Below are 19,831 nucleotides of genomic sequence, written 5' to 3'. Positions count from 1 at the left end.
GAATTAATATTTTTCCAAATCGTAAGTTTGAAGTTTGCGGTAAAAGGTCCGGCGGCTCATGCCGATCCGGCGGGCCGCTTCGCTGCGGTTCCCGTCGGTTTCCCGCAACGCCCGGATCATCAACTGTTTCTCGGCGTTCTTCACGGTGAGATCCGGCGGATCCAGCGGCGCCTCGCTCCGGGGCGGGGCCGGAACCGTGACCTCCCCTTCCCGCACCGACGCTGGCAGATCACGCGCGCTGATTTTATCCTCCCGGCAAAACACCACGGCATGTTCAATGGTGGTGCGCAATTCGCGCACGTTGCCCGGCCAGGAATGGCGCATCAATGCGTCGATCGCCTCCGGCGTAAAATCGGCCACCCGCCGCCCGTTTTCCCGCGCAAACTCCTTGAGAAATGCCAATGCCAACTTGGGAATGTCCCCCCGGCGCTCGCGTAGCGGCGGCAGGTTGATTTCCACCACGCGCAACCGGAAATACAGGTCTTCGCGGAACGTGCCGGCTTTGACCATCTCAGCCAGGTTTTTGTTGGTGGCGGTCACCAGGCGCACATCCGCTGTCAAGGGTTTGCTGGACCCTAGCCGTTCGAAGGTGCGCTCCCCGAGGAACCGTAGCAACTTCACTTGGGTGGTGGCATCAATCTCGCCAATTTCGTCCAGGAACAAGGTGCCGCCTTGCGCCAATTCGACACGCCCCACCCGCCGCTCATGCGCCCCGGTAAACGCTCCTTTCTCGTGGCCAAACAATTCACTTTCGATCAGCGTCGCTGGCAACCCGGCGCAATGCACGGTGACCAAAGGCTGCCGAGAACGTGGACTGAGTTGGTGTAACGCCTTGGCTATCAATTCCTTACCGGTACCGCTTTCACCATGAATCAAGACCGTGGCGCGCGTGGGCGCCACTTGGCGCACGCAGTCAAAGACCTCCCGCATGACGCCTGATTCACCGATGATATTTTCCAGCCCGAACTTGCTATCCAACTGCTGGCGCAACGTGGTGTTTTCCGTCTCCAAATTCTGTTGCCGAAGCGACCGGGCAATGCGCATCTCCAACTCGTCAATCTGCAGGCGCCCCTTGGCGATATAGTCATCAGCACCCCGTTTCATCGCGTCCACCGCCAGTTCCTCGGAACCGTAAGCCGTCATCAGGATGCAGACCGGTGGTTTGGAAAGGGATTTGGCCCGGGTGATTAACTTCATCCCATCCTCATTGGGCAACCGAAAATCAGTCAGAAGCACGTCGAAATGATCGCGTTCCAACAATTCCATGGCCATTGCAGCATCCTCAGCCACATACACATCGTAACGATCTTCCAACGCGGCCCGGAGTCCTTCCCGCGTCGTTTTCTCATCGTCCACGATCAGTAACATTGCTTTATTCATTTTACCATGCGCCAATCTGGCACAACCAACCCCCCTATCAATGCATCAGAAACAATAGCATGGCAAGCGGGAAGCGTGGAAAAAGTGTGGCGTGAATAGTTTGACCCGTCCGCAGTCTTGGATTACGCTCCTGAGCCGTGCCGATTCGTCTGACACTATTATGATCGCTACCGAATATCTGGAAGCGCTGGAGCGAGCCTGCCGGCAGCACAATGCCACCGAGCATACGCACCGCCCCGCGCTCAAGGAGTTCGTGGAGGGTTTGCAAACACAGGTGACAGCAACCAACGAGCCAAAACGTTCCGCATGCGGCGCGCCGGATTATGTTATCAGCCAGCCCCCCAATCATTTCACCCTGGGATACATCGAGGCCAAAGACCTCGGCGCGGATCTGGATGAAGTGGAACAATCTGAGCAACTCAAGCGTTATCGGGACGCGTTGCCCAATCTGATCCTGACCGACTATTTGGAATTCCGCTGGTATGTCCACGGCGAGCGGCGCATTTCCGCCCGACTGGCCAACCCGGTTTCCATCGGCAAGTTGGTCCCGACCACCGCAGCCGAACAAGCCAAGGTCTTGGAACTGCTGCGCGGGTTTCTCAACCAACGCCCGCTGGACATCGCCTCGGCTGAGGAACTCGCCCATCGGCTCGCCCGGCTGACCCATTTGATCCGCAACATCATTGTGGAAGCGTTTCAGACCGGCCGCGCTTCCCAACAACTGGCCGATTGGCGGGCCGCCTTTGCCAGCACGCTTTTGCCAGAACTCGCCGCCGACACCCCCGCTGCCATTCACGAGTTCGCCGACATGTTTGCGCAAACGCTGGCCTATGGTTTGTTCAGCGCCCGGGCTTCCAGTCCGGCCCCCAGATTCACCCGGGACACCGCCCGCAAACTCATCCCGCGCACCAATCCTTTCCTGCGCGGTTTCTTCGAGCAAATCACCGGTTCCGCCCTGGATGACGAGCCGTTCGCCGGCTTTGTCGAAGACCTCATCCAGACGCTGGACCACGCCAACATGGCGGTCCTCCTCGAAGACTTTGGCAAACGCGGTCCGCGCCGCGATCCGGTGGTTCATTTTTACGAAACCTTTCTCCAAGCCTACGACCCCAAGTTGCGCGAACTGCGCGGCGTTTATTATACCCCCGAGCCCGTGGTGAATTACATCGTCCAGAGCATTGACGCCGTGCTCAAGGACCAGTTTGGACTCAAACAAGGGCTGGCGGACCGCTCCAAAATCACCACCGAACGGCGCGACGGCGGGAAGACCACCCGGGAAGAGAGCCACCGCGTCCTGATTCTCGATCCCGCCACCGGCACCGCCACGTTTCTTTACACGGTGCTGGATTTTATCCGCAGCCAGTTCAAGGCGGGCAAAAACGCCGGCCAATGGAGCAGCTACGTGCATGAACACTTGCTGCCGCGCCTCTTTGGGTTTGAACTGTTGATGGCGCCTTACGCCGTGGCCCACTTCAAGCTCGGCCTGGCGCTGGCCGCGTGGGATGAGGAGCCGCTCTTCCGTCAACAATGGAGCTACGAACCACAGGCCGGCGAGCGCCTCAATATTTTTCTGACCAACACGCTTGAAGATTTGGAACACGCCGCCCAACAGCTCGGCCCCTTGCGGATGCTCAGTGAGGAGGCCAACCAAGCTTACGAAGTCAAACGCCACAAACCCGTGCTCGTCGTGCTCGGTAACCCGCCGTATTCCGGGCATAGCGCCAACAAAGGCGAGTGGATCGGCCAACTCGTCCGCGACTATTACTTTTGCGATGGCGCCCCGCTGGGCGAGCGCAATCCCAAATGGCTTCAGGATGATTACGTGAAATTCCTGCGCTGGGGCCAATGGCGCATCGAACAGACCGGGCAAGGCATCCTGGCGTTCATCACCAATCATGGCTACCTCGACAACCCAACGTTTCGCGGGATGCGCCAACATCTCATGCAGACGTTCGATGAGATTTACGTCCTCGACCTCCACGGCAACTCCAAGAAGAAGGAAACCGTCCCCGGCACCGGCGAACCGGACAAAAACGTTTTTGACATCCAGCAAGGCGTGGCGATTGGCATCTTCGTCAAACTGCCGCCGGGCGCAAAAAAGCAGGCCAAGAAACCCGCCGTGGTCCGCCACGCCAGCCTGTGGGGCGCGCAACGCAAAACCAAATACGAATGGCTGGACGGCAATCACGTAAAGAGCACCACCTGGACGGTGCTGGAACCCGCTTCCCCCGCCTACCTCTTTATTCCCCAGGATAAGAAGCGCCGCGTCGAATACCAACGCGGGTGGAAGGTGACCGAGATGATGCCGGTGAACAGTCTGGGGATCGCTACGGGCCGCGATGATTTGTGTGTCCATTTTACCAATGCTGAAATGTGGGCTCGGATAAAACGTTTCATCGCCCTGCCGCCGGAAGAGGCTGTCAAACAATTCCATCTTGGCGACGATAGTCGCGATTGGAAGGTCACCCTTGCAAAACAAGATTTATTGAATGATGGTCCTCAAAAAGAACATCTTCAGCGGATTCTCTATCGCCCGTTCGACCTGCGCTGGACCTATTATACCGGCAATTCAAGGGGGTTCCATTGCATGCCCAGGCGGGAAGTCATGCAACATGTGTTTATCGAGGGGAATTTGAGTTTTTGCACGACACGCAAACTGGATATTGCCGGTGGTTTCAATCACGTCTTTTGTTCCCTTTATTCAATTCAACTGCATTCGGTATCACTCAAAGAAGTCAATTATCTATTTCCGCTCTATCTCTATCCCAACGGCAAACTTCCCGAAGCGGACCTGTTCGCCCATGACAATGGTCGGCGGCCAAACCTGAGCGCCGCGTTTATCCGCGACTTTTGTGAACGGTTGGGCGTGAAGTTTGTGCCGGAAGGCTTGGGGCGTCCGGGGAAAAAAGAAGTCGGCCCGGAATTGATTTTTCAGTACGCCTACGCGGTGTTTCATAGCCCAACGTACCGTAAGCGTTACGCGGATTTTCTCCGCGCCGATTTCCCGCGCCTGCCCTTGACCAGCCACTTTGAATTATTCCGTAAACTGGCTGATTGCGGAGGCGAATTGGTGAACTTGCACGCACGCGGTCTTGGCGACAATCAAGGGCCGACCTTCCCAATCAAAGGCAACGATGTCATCGCAGAAGTCCGCTACCAACCGCCCATTGGTACAGCCCCGGGCCGCGTCTGGGTCAATGATAAACAATATTTCGAAGGGGTACCGCCCGCCGCTTGGGAATTCCCGATTGGCGGCTACCGGCCAGCCGAGAAATGGCTGAAGGACCGCGTGGGCCGCGCCCTGGCTTATGACGACCAGGCTGGCTACGCAAAAATCATCCACGCGCTGCTGGAAACCAAACGGCTGATGGGCGAGATTGACAAAACCATTGAATCGCACGGTGGCTGGCCCTTGAAATAGTCACCTGAATTCTTCCCGCGCCAATCGCGGAGCAAGCGCCTACTCGGTAGTCGGTTTATCCCGCCGGACGGCGATAAACCAAGTGGTGCGCGGGTCGCGTTCCCCGCCGATGACCGTCATGGGCGCGTCCAGTTGGTCGGTGGACCGGCCCAACGACTGCCCTTTGAAATAGGCGGTGATAGTCCGTTTGCCTTGAGCAGACAGGTCAATCTCCACCTCGCGTTCCGGATTCAGTTTAATCCGGCATTTTTGTCCCGGGACGATCCGGGTTTCCTGGCGTGCAATTTCCCAGTAATGTTTCCAGCCGGCAAAGACCCGGAATTGTGCCGCCAATTTGGGCCCAATTACCTTGCTATCTTTGGCTGGTGGCTGGCTTTCACTCGTGCCCCGCACAAGCTGAACATAGAACACCACCGGCGCCGGTTCGCTGCCGCCAGCAATCCCGACCATGGCCAACCCAACCACAACCATAAGCAAAAATGGCTTCATCCAGTTCATTTGACCGATAAGCCCGTCCAAGTATTCAGTATTCCAGAATGAATGCGTGCCAATATGAAAAATGCCCACAAGCCAAACTCCGGCCGGTTACCCTGTATTTCGGGTCAAACCGAACTCCCACCGTTTTACCTTGTCGGTGAGGCCGGGTTTCTTCATGCTCTGTCCCGATGGCAGACCGCATAGTGACCGATGTATTGACGAAGCCGGATGCGGCGTTGGAAATGACGCTGCGTCCGTCGCTGTTTTCGGATTTTACCGGGCAGGCCAAAGTCAAGGAGCGCTTGGAAATCGCGGTGCAAGCCGCCCAACAGCGCAAGGAATCGCTGGACCATCTCCTGCTTAGCGGCCCGCCTGGCCTGGGAAAAACCACGCTGGCCAACATCATTGCCAAGGCCATGGGTGCCAGCCTCAAATCCACCAGCGGCCCCACGATCGAAAAAGCGGGGGACCTGGCCGGACTGCTGACCAACCTCGAAGAAGGCGATGTCTTGTTCATTGACGAAATTCATCGTCTGCAAAAGACCATCGAGGAATACCTCTATCCCGCGATGGAGGATTTCAAGCTGGATATCATCATTGACCAGGGACCCAACGCGCGCAGTGTGCGGCTAAATCTGCCGCGCTTCACCTTGGTCGGAGCCACCACCCGCAGCGGGTTGCTTACCGCTCCGCTGCTCACGCGCTTCCCCATTCGGGAACGCCTGGACTATTACGACGCCCAACAGTTACAGAAGATTGTCACCCGCGCCGCCCGATTGCTGAATATTGAAATCGAGGAGAGTGGCGCCTTGGAAATCGCCCGGCGCAGCCGTGGCACCCCGCGCATTGCCAACAACCTGCTGCGCCGCGTGCGCGACTACGCCCAAGTGAAGGGCGATGGCCGCATTACCATCGCCATTGCCGAAAAAGCGCTGGCCATCCTGGAAATTGACGAAAATGGCCTGGACCTGATGGATAAACGTATTCTGGAGACCATCATCGTGAAGTTCGGTGGCGGCCCGGTGGGCGTGAGTTCCCTGGCGGTGGCGGTGGGCGAGGAACCGGACACGATCGAAGAAGTGTACGAGCCGTATCTAATTATGGAAGGCTTCCTCAAACGCACCTCGCAAGGGCGTGTGGTTACCGAACTTGGTTACAAAAAGCTGGGGGTGCAGCCGTCGCCGGGAAAGCAAGCTTCGCTGTTGTAGCGTTGCTGCTTACTTCTGACATTTCGGACAATAGAACGTACTACGCGCGGCTTGGACCATTTTTCGGATCGGCTGCCCGCAACGGAGGCAAGGCTGTTTGGCGCGGTCATACACGCGCAACCGTTCAGTGTAATAGTCCGGCGCGCCGTCCGCCCGGCCAAAATAAAACAACCCATCGCGCTTGCCCGTCCCCGCAAAATCCAGCGGAATGGTGCTGCCGCCCTCGATGGCCTCGGTCAGGACCTGGCGCATCGCTTGTAACAGGGCTTTCATGTGCGGTGCTTTCAGGCTGCGAGCGGCGCGGCGCGGGGCGATGCCGGCCAGGAACAAAATCTCGCTGGCGTAGATGTTGCCGATGCCCGCCACCAATGATTGATCCAACAGTTTTACTTTAATGGCCTGCGCCGAGCGGCGAAGTACTCGCCGAAATTCGGCGACGGGAAAATCCGGTTCCAACGGCTCCGGGCCGAGTTGGGCCACGGCTCGCGTATCCAGGCTCATACGCCCGAAGTAACGGGTATCCTCGTACACAAAGTTGTATTTGCCCAACCGCATCACCACCGCTGTATGCCGGGGCATCGCGGCGCGCGAGGGTTGTAGAAACATGCGGCCCGTCATTCCCAGATGCCCCAATAACTGGAACGGTTCTTGCCGTCCCGGTGGCCGGAGAGCAAACAGCAAATACTTTCCCCGCCGCGAAACCCCGGTAAATTTCGCGCCCAACAACCGCTTCCGGAAGGCGGCGGGCGTATCCGGTGCGACAATCTTTGCGCGCCGCACCTCCACGTCACGAATCACCCGTCCGCGAATCAGCGGCTCCAGGTGCCGCCGCAATACTTCCACTTCTGGCATCTCAGGCATGTGCCCGCAAAAGTGCCCTACATTTTTAAATTTTCAATGATTCAATTTTGCGTTAGAATGAATACATGAATCGCATGATTGATAGCTTGTGGCTCGCGCTGGGCGTGTTGCCGTTCACCTTTGGCATGGCAGCAGCGGCGGAGAATCCATCCCGCACCGCACCCGGCGTGCAGCGCCAGGAGTTCGGCAAAACGGCGGATGGGTCGGTAGTCGAGGTATTCATTTTGACCAACTCCAAGGGGACCACGGCCAAAGTGATGTCGTACGGGGCGACGCTGATTGAATTGCAGGTGCCGGATCGCCAAGGCAAGCTGGCCGATGTCGTCCTGGGATTGGACGATTGCGCCGGTTACATGAAGGGGCATCCCGCCATGGGCTCCACAGTGGGGCGGTTCGCCAACCGGATTGGCGGGGCGCAGTTCACGCTGAACGGCGTGGTTTATCCGCTGGCCAAAAACAGCGGCAAGCATTCCATTCACGGCGGCCCGAATGGTTTCATGAAGCGCGTGTGGCAGGGTGCCATCCTGGAACGGAAGGGCGAGGCGGCGGTGCGTCTGACCTATGTCAGCGCCGATGGCGAAGAGGGATTCCCCGGAAAACTCACGGTGACGGTTACCTACCGGCTCACCGACAAGAATGAGTTGATCCTCGAGTACACCGGTGTCTCGGACAAGGATACCGTCATTAACCTGACGAATCACAGCTACTTCAACCTGGCCGGTCACGATGCCGGGGACGTGCTGGCCCACATGCTGCGGATCAATGCGGATCGCTACACCGTGGTGGATGATGCGCTGATTCCCACCGGCGAAATTGCGCCGGTGAAAGGCACGCCCCTGGATTTCACCGCGCCGCACACGCTGGGTGAACGGATTCAAGACCTCCCGAAGACCAAGGGGTATGATCACAACTATGTGTTGAACCACGACGATCAGTCACTGATGCTGGCGGCGCGGGTGCAGGAACCCAAATCCGGTCGCGTGATGGAGGTCTGGACGACGGAACCCGGGATGCAGGTGTACACGGCCAACGGGATGAAGAATTTCAAGGGCAAACGCGGTGCGGTCTATCAGCCTTATGCCGGGGTGTGCTTTGAAACCCAGCACTATCCGGACTCGGTGAACAAGCCAAACTTCCCGAGCACGACTTTGAAGGCTGGCGTGCAGTTCCGCTCCGAGACTCAGTTTAAGTTTTCGGTGGAATGACCGGCAAAAAAACCGAATCGCAAACACCGAATTCCGAAAGCCGACGCAGCTCAGGGCGCGGAGGCTTCGTAACAGCAGACGACGCCGTCCTGCCGCGCCACATAGAGGCGTCCACCGGCGGCAATCACCCCATCCCGCACAGCGGGCGCGCCCAATTTCACTGGCGGTTGCGTGCCGACTTTGAGTTCGCCGATGCGATTGGCGAGGATGGTGGTTTCCCCGGCCAGGATCAGCGCCACATCGTTGGTGGTGCCGTGGTGCATCGCCATCGGGGTAAAGGCGGCAGGCAGCTTGTCGCGCACCATTTTGTTCTGGCGGATGCCATATCCCCAGACACCCCGGGGCACGTGCTGGGTATCAAAAGCCACGTATTGCACGTTGGTAAACGCCAGTCGGACCGCGCCGGTTTTCGGTTGAAATTGCCAGCGCGACATCGCCACGCGGTCGCCGTCTCGCACGAACAGGTCCACCGGTTCGTAATCAATGCCGAATTTGACTTTGGTGCCGGGGAAGAATCCGCTGTACCAGTTGGTCACCCCCATATCCGTGATGGTTTTCTCCCACACCACGCCACCATCCCGGACGCGCAGGGCAAAGGCGCGCACACCGCCATCCGAATTGGGATGACGCCCGGCCGCAAACCAGGCCACTCCGTCCTGCGTCAACACGCCACCAGCCACCGGCCAGAGGGATTCCAACTGACCATAGACGGGGATGCGAGTTTCGCGCGGCGCGGCGCGAAAACGCCAGGCGAGTTCACCCGTTTCCACATCAAGGCAATAGACATAGCCATCATGCGCGCCGAAAAAACAGCGGCCCTGGGCGATGGAGGGCGGGGTATCTACGCGGCCACCAGCCACAAAGGACCAGCGCGGTTTGCCAGTCGCGGCGTCCAGGGCCACCACGCGGTGTTCCTCCGAAACGGCGACCAGCACCAATTGGTGGGCGCTGGTGAGCGGGGTCAACGTGCCCCGGCAGAACGGATCATTCTGCCAATCCTCCGCCAGTAGGCCATGGCGTGCGGCGGCCAGCGGCGTTTCCCACGCTTTCCGCAGCATATGCCCGGGTAACTGGTTCGTTTGCCAGTTGCTGCGAAAGACATCGCGGCGATACATCGGCCAATCAGCGGCAGGCGCCGGAGTGACGGCGTTCCGGTTCATGGCGGGACCCGGTTGCAAACGTGGCGTGGCAGCTTCGGCATTGGGGCCGCTGCCTGCCAGCGCCATGTAACCGCGCAACATGGGGAAGCATTCGCATTGCACAGGGAACGTGTAGAGCAGGCCATTGGCGGGAATAAATGGCAGCCGGCAGGCGCTCTTAAACATGCGGGCGCGCGATTGCGTGCCGTCCGCCAGGTCAGTAAATTCGCATTCCGCCGCAATCAGGTAATGCTCGGTGGCCACCGGGGTCGAACAATGCAGCCCACGGTTGCCCCAAGTCTTGACTTCCTCGCCCGTCAACGGGTTGTAGCCCGAGAATTTTTGTTTGCCGGATTGCAGCCAGACCAGGTCGCTGGCAAAAAAGGCGCGCGCCTCCTTGTAATGCGTCATGCCCGGCACATACTCCTTGGTCCACAGGGTGCGCCCGTTCTCCCCGGCAAACGCCAGCACGCCGTTACCCTCGCCAGCGTCCTTCCATGACGAACGTTCCAGCACCAACACCCCGCGATAATAACTGCAGGTGACGGCTTCGGCGGCTTGCGGGTGCTCCGTGCGCCACAGGGGCTGGCCCGAGTCCAATGCCAGCCCCACCACCGTCTGGCTGTTAACGTAATACACACGGCCATCCCCCGCCACCATGCGCCGCGCCGGTTCCGCGTTTTTCCAGCGTAATTTGCCCTCCAATGAGAAGGCGCGAATGCCGTCCTTATCCGAGAACAACACCGTCTGATCCACCACCGCGATTTCCCGGGGTGCCTCCGCGTCGCAGATCACGCGCAACGTCTCGCCACTGTTTACATCCAGAATGACCAACTTTCCATCCACCACGGCATAGATGTAGTCTTGGTGCAAAGCGGGGCGCACCTTGGAGGTGCGGAAGCCCACCTTGGCAAAGAGCGGCGTGCCCGTTTCCTTGAAGCTCACGGCCTTGACGGGTTTAGTCCAGAGCAGCCGCCCGTTGAAGCTGTCACGCGCCACGATTTCATCGTCGAACACATAAAGGTTGCGTCCCTGGGCGGTCAGCAGGACGTGGTCATAATACCACTTGCGCCCGCCGTCATCCTGTGGCGGGCCACCAATCCAGCGAATGGAGGTGGGTGTTTTAACGGCGTGATCCTGCGACACCATGTTGCCATCCGCCGCATGCCGCGCATGGGTCCATTCGTCCAGTTCCGCCGGCCACGGTTTGGGGACGCACTGCCACTGGTTCTCGCGCTTGTTCCAGAACACGCCCAGCGGTGTCACCACCCGCAAAAGCTCCGCCTCGGCAAACTGGCCCGGTTGTTCCACGATCAATGCGTTCACCGTGCCATCCGCATACGGAAGCGCTTTTTCCCGCCACCACTCCACCGTCACCGGCCCGTACAGGTTGCGCTGTAGCAAGGCGGCGCGCAACGCGGACGCTCCGGCTTCGGTCGGTGCCAAGATATGGGTTACCAGGTTGGTCTGAGCGCCAAGGGCCAGCGCGAGCTCTTCGCTTTCGCCAATCACCGCGCAGATGCCCATCAGCGGCGCTTGCGCGGGTGATTTGGCATGCGTTAGCACATCAATTCGAGTGGGTGTTTCACGCCCCTGCACAAGGCAGGCAAGGAGGGTGGTTGCACCAACCGCCAGACGGCTTAGCCATGCATGAGTTTGGGCCAAAAACATGCCCTCACCCTAAAGAGTACCGGATGCTTAAGGCAAGCAACTTCAACCAACAACTTGAACCGGAAGACCTGACACTCAGCGCCAGAACATCCCCAGCAGCAGCAGGCCGCCAGCGAGAATCCGGTACCAGCCGAAGATTTCAAAAGTGTGTGTCTGCACGTAGCGAAGCATCCATTTCACCACGATAAAGGAGACGATGGCGGACACCACTCCACCCAGCAGCAGCAAACCCCAATGCTCGGGTGCCGCCCCCGGCGCGGGATGATGCAGCGCCTTGAAAATTTTCAACCCGCTCGCGGCCAGCATCGTGGGGATGCCGACCAGGAAGGTGAACTCGGTGGCCGCCGGACGGCTCAAGCCGAACATCAGCGCCAGCAGAATGGTGGTGCCGGACCGGGATGATCCGGGGAAGATCGCCGCGACCAGTTGACCCAACCCCACGGCGATGGCGATGTTCCAGGTGATTTCATTGGAGACCGGCCGGCCCTTGATCCAGCGCTCCACCAGCAGAAAGAGCACGCCGCCGATCGCCAGCGCCAGCGCCACTGGAAGCGCCTTCTCCGGCAGTTTGAAATGCATCTTTTCCAGCAGGAGCCCGCCCGCCCCCGTGATGGCAAACGCGGTGAAAAATTTCAGCAGGTAATCGCGTGTGGCTGGCTCGCGCCATTTGAACAGAAACTGATTCATGCGCTCGGGAAACAGCGGGATGACCGCTATGACCGCAAACGCCTGGATAACCACCAGGAACAGGTCGCTCTCGCGGGGCATGCCCTTGATGCATTCCACCAACAACATGTGGCCCGTGGACGACACCGGAAGAAATTCCGTGATGCCTTCCACGATCCCCAGGATAATTACCGCAATCCAATCAGTTATCATGCACGGGCGGTTAGACCGTAAAAAATGAGGCCTGACAAGTTAAATGCAACAAAAAGAGGTATTTGTATGCGTTTCCAGCCTGGCTTGGACGGGGCAATAATGGTAGCCACCATATTGCGGTAACCAGGCAGGTCGCAGTACAAACTACAAGGGAGGTCACCCCAGATCAAACGACTGGTGGATATGCCGAGAAGTGTTTCAGAATAGCAGTCTTGACTTGATCCACTCCAAGCGAACCAGGCGTATTATCAGTTCGGGTTGCCCACTTGCGGCCCGGATGGAGAGTGTCCCATGGCGACCTCTTATTTGCACGAGTATTGGGATCATCGCCGTGCTTACCGAAACCTTGGCAGACCTTGATTTCCTTGTTCCAGACAGGTTTGAAATGTTCAATAAGGTGATCCTCCGCTGTTTCCACCCATGCACTTCGCACCACAAGGTAGCGGCAATCAAAGTCAGTAATATCAAGATTGTTGGTTCCGCGAATACTGCGGGTGTGGTCTTTTAAACGGCTGGAAAGCCGCTCACCTTGTTCTCGGGGATTAGCGGCGTGTAACTCTATAGGATCAGCCTTGCCGACATAAATTGGATGCTCACTACCTGAAATCGGGCGATAGCAATCGAAGCTACCGCGATAGTACAACGCGTAAACTCCCGCACCATAAAACCGACTCTCCGAGGTCTTGTCCAGCCGCACACGCGGTTGAAGGAGGAGCGTGTCCGCCACAAGCTTGCCGACGACTTTGGGCGCAGTGGGATCAAAAACCAAATCCGGCAAAGAAATCGGATCCAAATGCAACCGAGCCGCATCCAGTTTGCGGATGGTGTTTTCAAGACTGGTGCGTAATTGTCGTCGTTTGGTGTCGGACAATTTGTGATAATCGCTGGGCGCATGTGGAAGTTTTGCGGCAAGCGTGTGTATTTCCTCAAACAAGTGGAGGATGTCTGTTTCGTTTAGCATTTCACTGGTTCCTCAACTGACGGCGTTGGTGCGCTCTCAGCGTGGCGGCGACGCTTGTGCCTATAACCTTGGCCAAGGTGACGGGAACGGCGTTTCCAATTTGACGCATACTTTCTGTCCAAGAACCCGGAAAAACATACCAATCTGGAAAAGTTTGTATGCGCGCGCTTTCGCGCACAGTAAAGTAGCGGACGGTGCCATCGGGGAAAGCAATCATGTTCTCACCTCCCGGCACACCATGATCGCCAGCCTTAAGTGTCTTGGCTGGGCAGTCTAATTCGCTGCCAGTATGCCCTGGATATTTGCGCGCACCTGATTGAAACCTGTGGTTTGGCACGCGTGAAGCCTCGGCTGCTTGAGGATCAGGTAAACCGGCTAAAGCATCCCTGAGCGTCCGCCATCTTGCCGAAAACGATAGGGTTTCAATTCGTTTCAGGCGACGTATAACTTCTGTTGGTGGTTGCGGGCGATGGGCTCGTGAAATATGGTGTTCATCCCAATACGACCCAGACAGCCACATTGCGGAATCCAAAGCATCCGATGAATGCGTTGGGAAGGGGAAACTCCAAGGTTCTTGAATATCCCATCTAAAACCAACAATCACTACTCGCTCACGGTGTTGGGGAACGCCGTAATCGGCAGCGTTGATCTTTTGGAAAACAACGCGATAGCGCAGACCAGTCACTTTGCCAGCGGTGTGATGTTCCTCCAATCGAGCCAGATGTTCGGGCCAAGTCTCGTTTTCCCGGAAAAAAACTTCTGGATACTGGAGTTGAAGAAGTATGTAACCAAAATACTTTGCAAAAGATTTTCGGAGTAAGCCGCGAACGTTCTCAAAAATGAACGCTTTGGGTTGGACCGTGCGGACAACATTGACCGCATGAGGAAACATGTCCCGTGAATCTTTGCAGCCACGATGCTTACCACCGATAGAAAACGGCTGGCAGGGGGGACCACCAGAAACGAGTTCAACGCGCTCGTGCCATCCGGAAAAATCAACTTGTCGGATATCAATATCGAAAAGATCCAATTTAACACCCATGCCGCGCAGCCAATTCTCGCGCAGCGTGCCGCACGAGTCAGCATCGCGCTCAACCACTGCGACCGGGGAAAAACCGGCCCCATGCAGCCCAAGTGCAAGGCCGCCACCGCCGGCGAAAAGTTCAATCGTATCCATTGGTATACCTTTACCGCTTTTCAATTCTCTCTGCAAGCTTCGCTTCGATCCGTTTTGCGACTTGTTCTGGATGAGCAAGGGCATGTTCCCAAAACCGAAGAAGCCGCCAACCGCGTCGTCGCAACAGAATGCAAACCTCGCGATCACGGGATATGTTCCTGGATATTTTTGTTTTCCAGAATGCCACCCTTGATTTAGGCATTCGGCAATGCCACCGACATCCATGCCAGAAGCAGCCGTCTACAAACACGGCCAGCCGTGCCTTGCCGAAAATAAAATCAGGCTTTCCCGGCAATGGTTGTTTTCTGCGCCAGCCGGTAATTCCATGTGTCCGCATGATGGCGATCAACTTCAATTCCGTGCCCTTATTTCCGTGCGAACGAATGGCCGCCATGACTTGAGAGCGTTTCTTTTTACTGAACACGTCAGGCATGGAGACAAACTAACACCTTCTATGACGAATAGCGAGCATGTGTTGTCTGCCTTTGTGACAGCGCTGATGCGGCGAGGCCGCCGGAATTATAGGGGGGATATTGAAAGAGGCACAGAGACAAGCTGATATCGGGTCAGTCTTTGAGAAACCGCCAAAGCCGCCGTGTTCCGAATCCCGCCAGAACCAGCAGCAAGATGCCCCATAACACGGGCTGAAGCACCATCGGGTCCAGATAGAGGCACGGTTCGGAAAATCCGGCAAGTTTGGCGGTGCGCTCCACTTCGGCGGCTGTAAGGTGCCAACCCTGAGGTTGTCCTTCCGGGCGGGTCAACTCCAGCCGATCCAGTTTCACCTGCGCCAGGACACGATCCACATGCAGCAATTTGAGGGTGATATCTCCAGTGAGCACGGCCCGGTTGGTTTGTTGTGGGTCGGGTGTGATATGGGTGAGTCGCTCTTCCGATCCGAAGCACGGGGGCTCTTTCAAGTCGCGCCAGACATTCTCAACCGGGGTGCGATCGCCGCTAGAGTAAGAGGCTTGCAAATTCGTCTGGCCACTTTGCACGATGATCAAATGCAGGAACCGCGCCGCCAAGGTCGGCATGGTCAGGACACAGAGGATGCCGAGGCTCAGTATCAGCAGCCGCCAACGGGAGGTTGCGGAGTTGAATCGGTTGGTCACGGCTTAAGGACGATGCCGGGTGATTCGGGCCTTGAAATCGCCCAGGCTGGGCCAGACCGTGCGCTGTGCCAGATCCACTTCGGCGACGGCCACGGTGCCCCATTCACGGGCCTGCGCCAGCACGTCGCCCGAGTGTGAATAGATGGCGGAGATCGTCCAATCCGTCTTCACATCCGTATAGGTACTGCTGATCACATAGACGTGGTTTTCAACCGCCCGCGCCTTGGCCAGGTCCGGGTTGCAGCCCCATACCGGCCACGCGATCACTTCCGCCCCGCGATTGGACAACTCCCGCGCGACCTCGGGAAAAAAACCATCGTAACACACCATCATCCCCACTTTGCCAAAGCGCGTTGTAAAGATGGGATAGTCGTGCCCCGGCATCACTCCGGCATCAATCTCGCTGCCGGGCAGGGTGACTTTGCGGTACTTGCCCGCCACCGTGCCATCCGGGCCAATCAGGACCGCCACGTTATAGATCAAACGATTGGTGCGCTCGTAGAGCCCGGCCACCAGGTACAGGTTATGCTTGCGCGCCAGTTCACCGAAAAATTCGGTGGAGGGGCCAGGTACGGGTTCGGCGACGTCCGCCGCCTTCATTCCGGTAAAGGCGTAGGTGAGCGTTTCGGGCAGGACCACCAGATCCGCCTTTTGCTGCGCCGCCGTCTCGATCAGCGGCACAAACCGCCGCCGGCTTTCTTCCGCCGATTTGCTATTGAGGGGACGGTAATGAACCGTGGCCAGACGCACGCGTCGGGGTGGCGGTGGTTCGCTTTCCCGCAGCGCGATATCGCTCCATTCCACGGTGCCGCCCGGCGCCCACATGAACAGGAGTTCCACGCGGGCCTGGGTCGCTTTCGGCGGAACAAGGTAACAGCCGCTCACGCGCGTCCAGCCGTTGGCATCGGTCTCCAGGTCCTCCGGCGATTCCGGTTCCGCCGTGGGATGCTGCAGGATGCTGGAGTGCGCCACCGGTTCGCCGTATTCCACCGCTTTGCCCCGGGCATCGGTCCAGGTGATTTTGACGTGCGCGCTGCGGCGGGGCGTCTCCACGCGGGTCACTTTCCGCTGCGCTTCAAAACGGTAATGGTGGCCGCCGGTCACGGGATACGTCTTCTCCCACCAGCCTTGCAGCCCCTCGCGTTCATCCGCCGCGATGATGAATTCCCCTTTGCCATCATGGCCGCCCTGGGCGTTGTAACGGAACTCCGGCCGGATTTCCTCGCGTGGCGCCTTGGCGGTCCACCCTTCCGGCGCTTGCTCGGCACCGTGCGAACACAACGGAATCAGGAAGCATCCGCTTGAAAGGAGGAAGACCAACCGAATGGAAGCACACACCCGTTGTTTCGCATCCACTTGTGTAGCTGGCGCGAATAGTGCCGCCGCCAGCATCCGGCTTCCGTGAATTATTTTGTTTAACATAACAGCGCGCATTTAGAGAATATGCCAAGGGAAATTACAAGAAGGGTTGTTGGACAGTGTCACACAGTTCAGATGGTTAGCGATAAAGAAAGTCGTCGTACTTGTGTCCCAGATTGCCATAGGCGGCGGCGAAGAAGCCGGAGCCGCCGTAGTAAACCGGAACGAGCTGCGCCCGGTCCTGCAGGGCAGCAGCAAGGTGGAGCAACGCAAGGGGTTCTTCCAGGTCAAACTTCACCCAGCCCTTGTGATAGCGACCGGCGGCGACAATGTTGTCACCCACCCGTTCGGCCAATGTCAAATAAGCGCGCTCCTTGGTTTTGCGGTAGAGTTCCAGGAAACCGAACAGGGCTGACGGGTTGGCGCTCTTCTCAAAGGCGTTGGCGTTCCGGATGGATTGAGCCATCTGCCCGAGGAAAGCGTCGCCGGTGAGCCGGTAGCCGAGGGCGTAGGTCCAGAAATCAATCGCCCCGGCTTTGCCGGTGGTCAGGACCCGGCCTTTTGGGCCGAAATAGCCGTCCTTCTTGACGACGTAGCCTTCCATGCTGGTGCCGTCGGTAAGCATAGGAATGAATGTGTTGTTCGTTGCGCGGTAAGCCGTCTTGCCCCAAGCCGTTAGATCCTCACTCGACCATTGAATGAATTCCGCGCCGGTGGAGCCGAGCACCTCGCCGAGCAGCAGTTGGCAGATGCGGGGGCGCACCGGCGGCGTGTTGCCATACGGAGGGAAGAGTGTTCCCTCCACGACGTGGTGGCCCGGAAAATCGTCGGCAAAGAAATAGACAGCCCGGTCCCCGCGGATCTTGCCCACGTCGTCGCACCAGGAACTGGCGGCCTGGCTGAACTGGTAGCCGCCCATGCCGGTTTTCGGGTCGCGGGTCTCGACATAGCGGTGGGCGAGGCGCTTGGCCCAGACCAGCGGTTCGGGATCGCCGGTGAATTTGCTCAGCATCGCGGCGGCGTAGATCAGGTCGCTGCCGGCATTGATGAAGGTGAGGCCGGAACCCCAGAAAAAGACGGGCGTTGCCTTGTATTCACTCTTCCAGAGCCGGCCCATCTTTTGCGGATGGCCGTGGCGGTTGAAGTCGAGGTTCGACCAGTCGAGGATGTGGCCGTTCCACATGGTTTCGATCAGGGTTTTGGTCGCGCGGGGATCAATCTCCCACATCAACTCGTAGAACGGATAATGGCTCTTGAGTTCGTGGACCCGGCCTTTGTCTTCGGCGCAGACAATGATGTCTTCGGAGGCGTTGTAGGCCATGTGTCCGCCCCAGGCGAGCAAGCCGCCCTCCATGAGGTTCGTCAGCGCGTAACGTGTGGCCTCGATGGCAGCCTGCTTGTATTGCGGATCGCCGGTGAGCGCGGAGAGGCCGACCAGCGTGCGGAAGAAGTTCTGCTGGTTGCCGAGGTCTGAGAGCGCCCAGGCATGGCCGTCGCGGGACTTCCACATGACGGGTTCGTGGGTTTCCATGTTGATGCCGTCAACGAACAGCGGCGTATGCTTGGGCCCGTACGTATCACGGCCGTACTTCAGCGCGGCATCCGCGAAGGATTGGGCGGCTTGGATAAAGCGGTCCGGACGGGATTCCTGAGCGATCGCAGTTGCTGTGAACAGGAAGCTGGAAATCAGTGCCAGCACCAAGGTGGCCAAGATCAGCCATGCGGTTCGTCTCATACGGATTTAATCGTAAAATCCATTTTCATAAGCCGCGTCAAACATCGCCAGGATGTTTTCCGGCGGCACTTCGCCTTGGATGTTGTGGACGTTGTTGAAGATGTAACCGCCGCCGGGCTTGAACGCCTCGACATTATGGCGGACATTGGCAGCGACTTCCGCCGGAGTGCCTCGGGGCAGGATGCCTTGGGAATCCACACCGCCACCCCAGAAGGCAAGCTGACGGCCAAACCGCTGCTTGAGCATCGCCGGGTCCATGTTCCGCGCATTGATTTGCACCGGGTTCAGGATGTGGACCCCGTTATCAATCAGTTCCGGAATGAAATCCACGCATGAACCGCAGGTGTGATACCAGATTTTGGCTTGCGTGCGCGACCGGATGTATTGCACCAGCTTTTTATGGCGCGGCTTGACGATGCGCCGGTAAAGGGCGGGATTAAATAGCGGGCCATTCTGACCGGCCAGGTCGTCCCCAATCATGATCACATCCACCACGTCGCCCACTTCATCCAGGAACATGCGGAACCAATCCATCCAGAACTTGAGCGTCTGATCCAGTATCGCCTCGCAAAATTCCGGCTCGGTCATCAGGTCGCACAGCCACTGCTCCAGCCCGCGCAGGTACCAGCAAATTTCATAAACCACCCCGGAGATGCCGCTGACCACCGCATACGGGGTTTCCCGTTTCAACGTCAGTGCCCGCTCGCGCAGTCCCGCAAAACGCCCGGCGTCATCGCCTTTCGGCCAGGGGTAATTTGCCAAGTCGGCAATGGTGGCATTCGCCAGCGGATGATGGGTGATATCCATGTAATACGGCGCGTCTTCAGGCATGGACCACCGGATGCCGAACTCGTCCGTCAGATCGTCCCACCTGCGCCCATCCCGATTGGCCTTCACGATGCCGCCCTTCCAGGTGGACGCAGCCCCGGCGGAAATATAACGCGTATCCACGCGCAACCGTTTCAGCACCTCTTCGCACGGCTTGGCCAATTGCTGGACGGCATCCATGATGCGGACCTCATCGGCAATGCCAAGGTACTTGACCAGGTTGCGATAGGCGTTCTTGTGAATGCCGGTCTGGTTGCCGCCCAGATCAATCGGCACCCGATCCGGGATTTCGTGATTGAGCGCTTTTAGTACGCGTTCCCGCGAAGTCATGGTTTCCCGCTTTAGCATGGCTGAGTCTTTCTATTTACGGATTCAAATGGCACGCTGGCAGTTTAACGGCTGTGTCGCAAAATAC

15 protein-coding genes are annotated in these 19,831 nt (G+C 58.1%); 3 read left to right on the top strand and 12 right to left on the bottom strand.

Annotated features, from left to right (window positions below):
- Positions 1 to 3: 3 nt before the first annotated feature.
- Positions 4 to 1,380, bottom strand: a complete 1,377-nt coding sequence (locus WCO56_02830) for a sigma-54 dependent transcriptional regulator (GenBank protein ID MEI7728473.1) — start codon at positions 1,378 to 1,380, stop codon at positions 4 to 6.
- Positions 1,381 to 1,471: 91 nt separating this feature from the next.
- Here WCO56_02830 and WCO56_02825 point away from each other — a divergent pair, with 91 nt between their 5' ends.
- Positions 1,472 to 4,801: a type ISP restriction/modification enzyme gene (locus tag WCO56_02825; GenBank protein MEI7728472.1), complete on the top strand. Its 3,330-nt coding sequence runs from the start codon at positions 1,472 to 1,474 to the stop codon at positions 4,799 to 4,801.
- Positions 4,802 to 4,840: 39 nt separating this feature from the next.
- On the opposite strand, the gene WCO56_02820 is transcribed toward WCO56_02825, so the two are convergent.
- Complete coding sequence (locus WCO56_02820; protein ID MEI7728471.1) at positions 4,841 to 5,290, bottom strand: hypothetical protein; 450 nt, start codon at positions 5,288 to 5,290, stop codon at positions 4,841 to 4,843.
- A gap of 176 nt (positions 5,291 to 5,466) precedes the next feature.
- Between WCO56_02820 and ruvB the strand changes: the two genes are divergently transcribed.
- Positions 5,467 to 6,486, top strand: coding sequence for a Holliday junction branch migration DNA helicase RuvB (ruvB, locus tag WCO56_02815; protein MEI7728470.1), 1,020 nt, complete (start codon positions 5,467 to 5,469; stop codon positions 6,484 to 6,486).
- A 9-nt stretch (positions 6,487 to 6,495) separates the two neighbouring features.
- Here ruvB and mutM read toward each other — a convergent pair whose 3' ends face one another.
- Complete coding sequence (gene mutM, locus WCO56_02810; GenBank protein MEI7728469.1) at positions 6,496 to 7,347, bottom strand: bifunctional DNA-formamidopyrimidine glycosylase/DNA-(apurinic or apyrimidinic site) lyase; 852 nt, start codon at positions 7,345 to 7,347, stop codon at positions 6,496 to 6,498.
- 65 nt (positions 7,348 to 7,412) lie between these two features.
- Here mutM and WCO56_02805 point away from each other — a divergent pair, with 65 nt between their 5' ends.
- Positions 7,413 to 8,552 carry an aldose epimerase family protein gene (locus WCO56_02805; GenBank protein MEI7728468.1) on the top strand — a complete coding sequence of 380 codons (1,140 nt, stop codon included), beginning with the start codon at positions 7,413 to 7,415 and terminating at the stop codon, positions 8,550 to 8,552.
- Positions 8,553 to 8,602: 50 nt separating this feature from the next.
- Here the strand turns inward: WCO56_02805 and WCO56_02800 are convergent, their stop codons facing one another.
- From WCO56_02800 to WCO56_02760, 9 genes are all read right to left on the bottom strand, one after another.
- The gene (locus tag WCO56_02800; GenBank protein ID MEI7728467.1) at positions 8,603 to 11,362 is read right to left on the bottom strand and encodes a PQQ-binding-like beta-propeller repeat protein; all 2,760 of its coding nucleotides are present in this window, start codon (positions 11,360 to 11,362) and stop codon (positions 8,603 to 8,605) included.
- A gap of 75 nt (positions 11,363 to 11,437) precedes the next feature.
- Positions 11,438 to 12,241, bottom strand: a complete 804-nt coding sequence (locus WCO56_02795; GenBank protein ID MEI7728466.1) for an undecaprenyl-diphosphate phosphatase — start codon at positions 12,239 to 12,241, stop codon at positions 11,438 to 11,440.
- 166 nt (positions 12,242 to 12,407) lie between these two features.
- Complete coding sequence (locus tag WCO56_02790; GenBank protein MEI7728465.1) at positions 12,408 to 13,202, bottom strand: Eco29kI family restriction endonuclease; 795 nt, start codon at positions 13,200 to 13,202, stop codon at positions 12,408 to 12,410.
- A gap of 1 nt (position 13,203) precedes the next feature.
- Positions 13,204 to 14,379: a DNA cytosine methyltransferase gene (locus WCO56_02785; protein MEI7728464.1), complete on the bottom strand. Its 1,176-nt coding sequence runs from the start codon at positions 14,377 to 14,379 to the stop codon at positions 13,204 to 13,206.
- A gap of 10 nt (positions 14,380 to 14,389) precedes the next feature.
- The gene (locus WCO56_02780; protein MEI7728463.1) at positions 14,390 to 14,812 is read right to left on the bottom strand and encodes a very short patch repair endonuclease; all 423 of its coding nucleotides are present in this window, start codon (positions 14,810 to 14,812) and stop codon (positions 14,390 to 14,392) included.
- 133 nt (positions 14,813 to 14,945) lie between these two features.
- On the bottom strand, positions 14,946 to 15,494 hold the full coding sequence (locus tag WCO56_02775) for a hypothetical protein (protein MEI7728462.1): 549 nt from the start codon (positions 15,492 to 15,494) through the stop codon (positions 14,946 to 14,948).
- A 3-nt stretch (positions 15,495 to 15,497) separates the two neighbouring features.
- The gene (locus WCO56_02770; protein ID MEI7728461.1) at positions 15,498 to 16,916 is read right to left on the bottom strand and encodes a carbon-nitrogen hydrolase family protein; all 1,419 of its coding nucleotides are present in this window, start codon (positions 16,914 to 16,916) and stop codon (positions 15,498 to 15,500) included.
- Between the two features lie 76 nt (positions 16,917 to 16,992).
- Positions 16,993 to 18,588 carry a pectate lyase gene (locus WCO56_02765; protein MEI7728460.1) on the bottom strand — a complete coding sequence of 532 codons (1,596 nt, stop codon included), beginning with the start codon at positions 18,586 to 18,588 and terminating at the stop codon, positions 16,993 to 16,995.
- Between the two features lie 6 nt (positions 18,589 to 18,594).
- A complete protein-coding gene (locus WCO56_02760; protein MEI7728459.1) occupies positions 18,595 to 19,764 on the bottom strand; it encodes a uroporphyrinogen decarboxylase family protein in 1,170 nt (389 codons plus the stop codon).
- Between the last annotated feature and the right edge of the window lie 67 nt (positions 19,765 to 19,831).

The organism is Verrucomicrobiota bacterium (assembly GCA_037139415.1).
In the GTDB taxonomy this organism is placed as follows: domain Bacteria; phylum Verrucomicrobiota; class Verrucomicrobiia; order Limisphaerales; family Fontisphaeraceae; genus JBAXGN01.
The sequence above is the reverse complement of the archived record's forward strand: the minus strand, read 5'-3'. Positions and strand labels throughout refer to the sequence as shown.

Coding starts and splice junctions, on each gene's coding strand:
- WCO56_02830 (MEI7728473.1), bottom strand. CDS start 1,380: ATGAATAAAGCAATGTTACTGATCGTGGACGATGAGAAAACGACGCGG.
- WCO56_02820 (MEI7728471.1), bottom strand. CDS start 5,290: ATGAAGCCATTTTTGCTTATGGTTGTGGTTGGGTTGGCCATGGTCGGG.
- ruvB (MEI7728470.1), top strand. CDS start 5,467: ATGGCAGACCGCATAGTGACCGATGTATTGACGAAGCCGGATGCGGCG.
- mutM (MEI7728469.1), bottom strand. CDS start 7,347: ATGCCTGAGATGCCAGAAGTGGAAGTATTGCGGCGGCACCTGGAGCCG.
- WCO56_02805 (MEI7728468.1), top strand. CDS start 7,413: ATGAATCGCATGATTGATAGCTTGTGGCTCGCGCTGGGCGTGTTGCCG.
- WCO56_02800 (MEI7728467.1), bottom strand. CDS start 11,362: ATGTTTTTGGCCCAAACTCATGCATGGCTAAGCCGTCTGGCGGTTGGT.
- WCO56_02795 (MEI7728466.1), bottom strand. CDS start 12,241: ATGATAACTGATTGGATTGCGGTAATTATCCTGGGGATCGTGGAAGGC.
- WCO56_02790 (MEI7728465.1), bottom strand. CDS start 13,202: ATGCTAAACGAAACAGACATCCTCCACTTGTTTGAGGAAATACACACG.
- WCO56_02785 (MEI7728464.1), bottom strand. CDS start 14,379: ATGGATACGATTGAACTTTTCGCCGGCGGTGGCGGCCTTGCACTTGGG.
- WCO56_02780 (MEI7728463.1), bottom strand. CDS start 14,812: ATGCCTGACGTGTTCAGTAAAAAGAAACGCTCTCAAGTCATGGCGGCC.
- WCO56_02770 (MEI7728461.1), bottom strand. CDS start 16,916: ATGTTAAACAAAATAATTCACGGAAGCCGGATGCTGGCGGCGGCACTA.
- WCO56_02765 (MEI7728460.1), bottom strand. CDS start 18,588: ATGAGACGAACCGCATGGCTGATCTTGGCCACCTTGGTGCTGGCACTG.
- WCO56_02760 (MEI7728459.1), bottom strand. CDS start 19,764: ATGCTAAAGCGGGAAACCATGACTTCGCGGGAACGCGTACTAAAAGCG.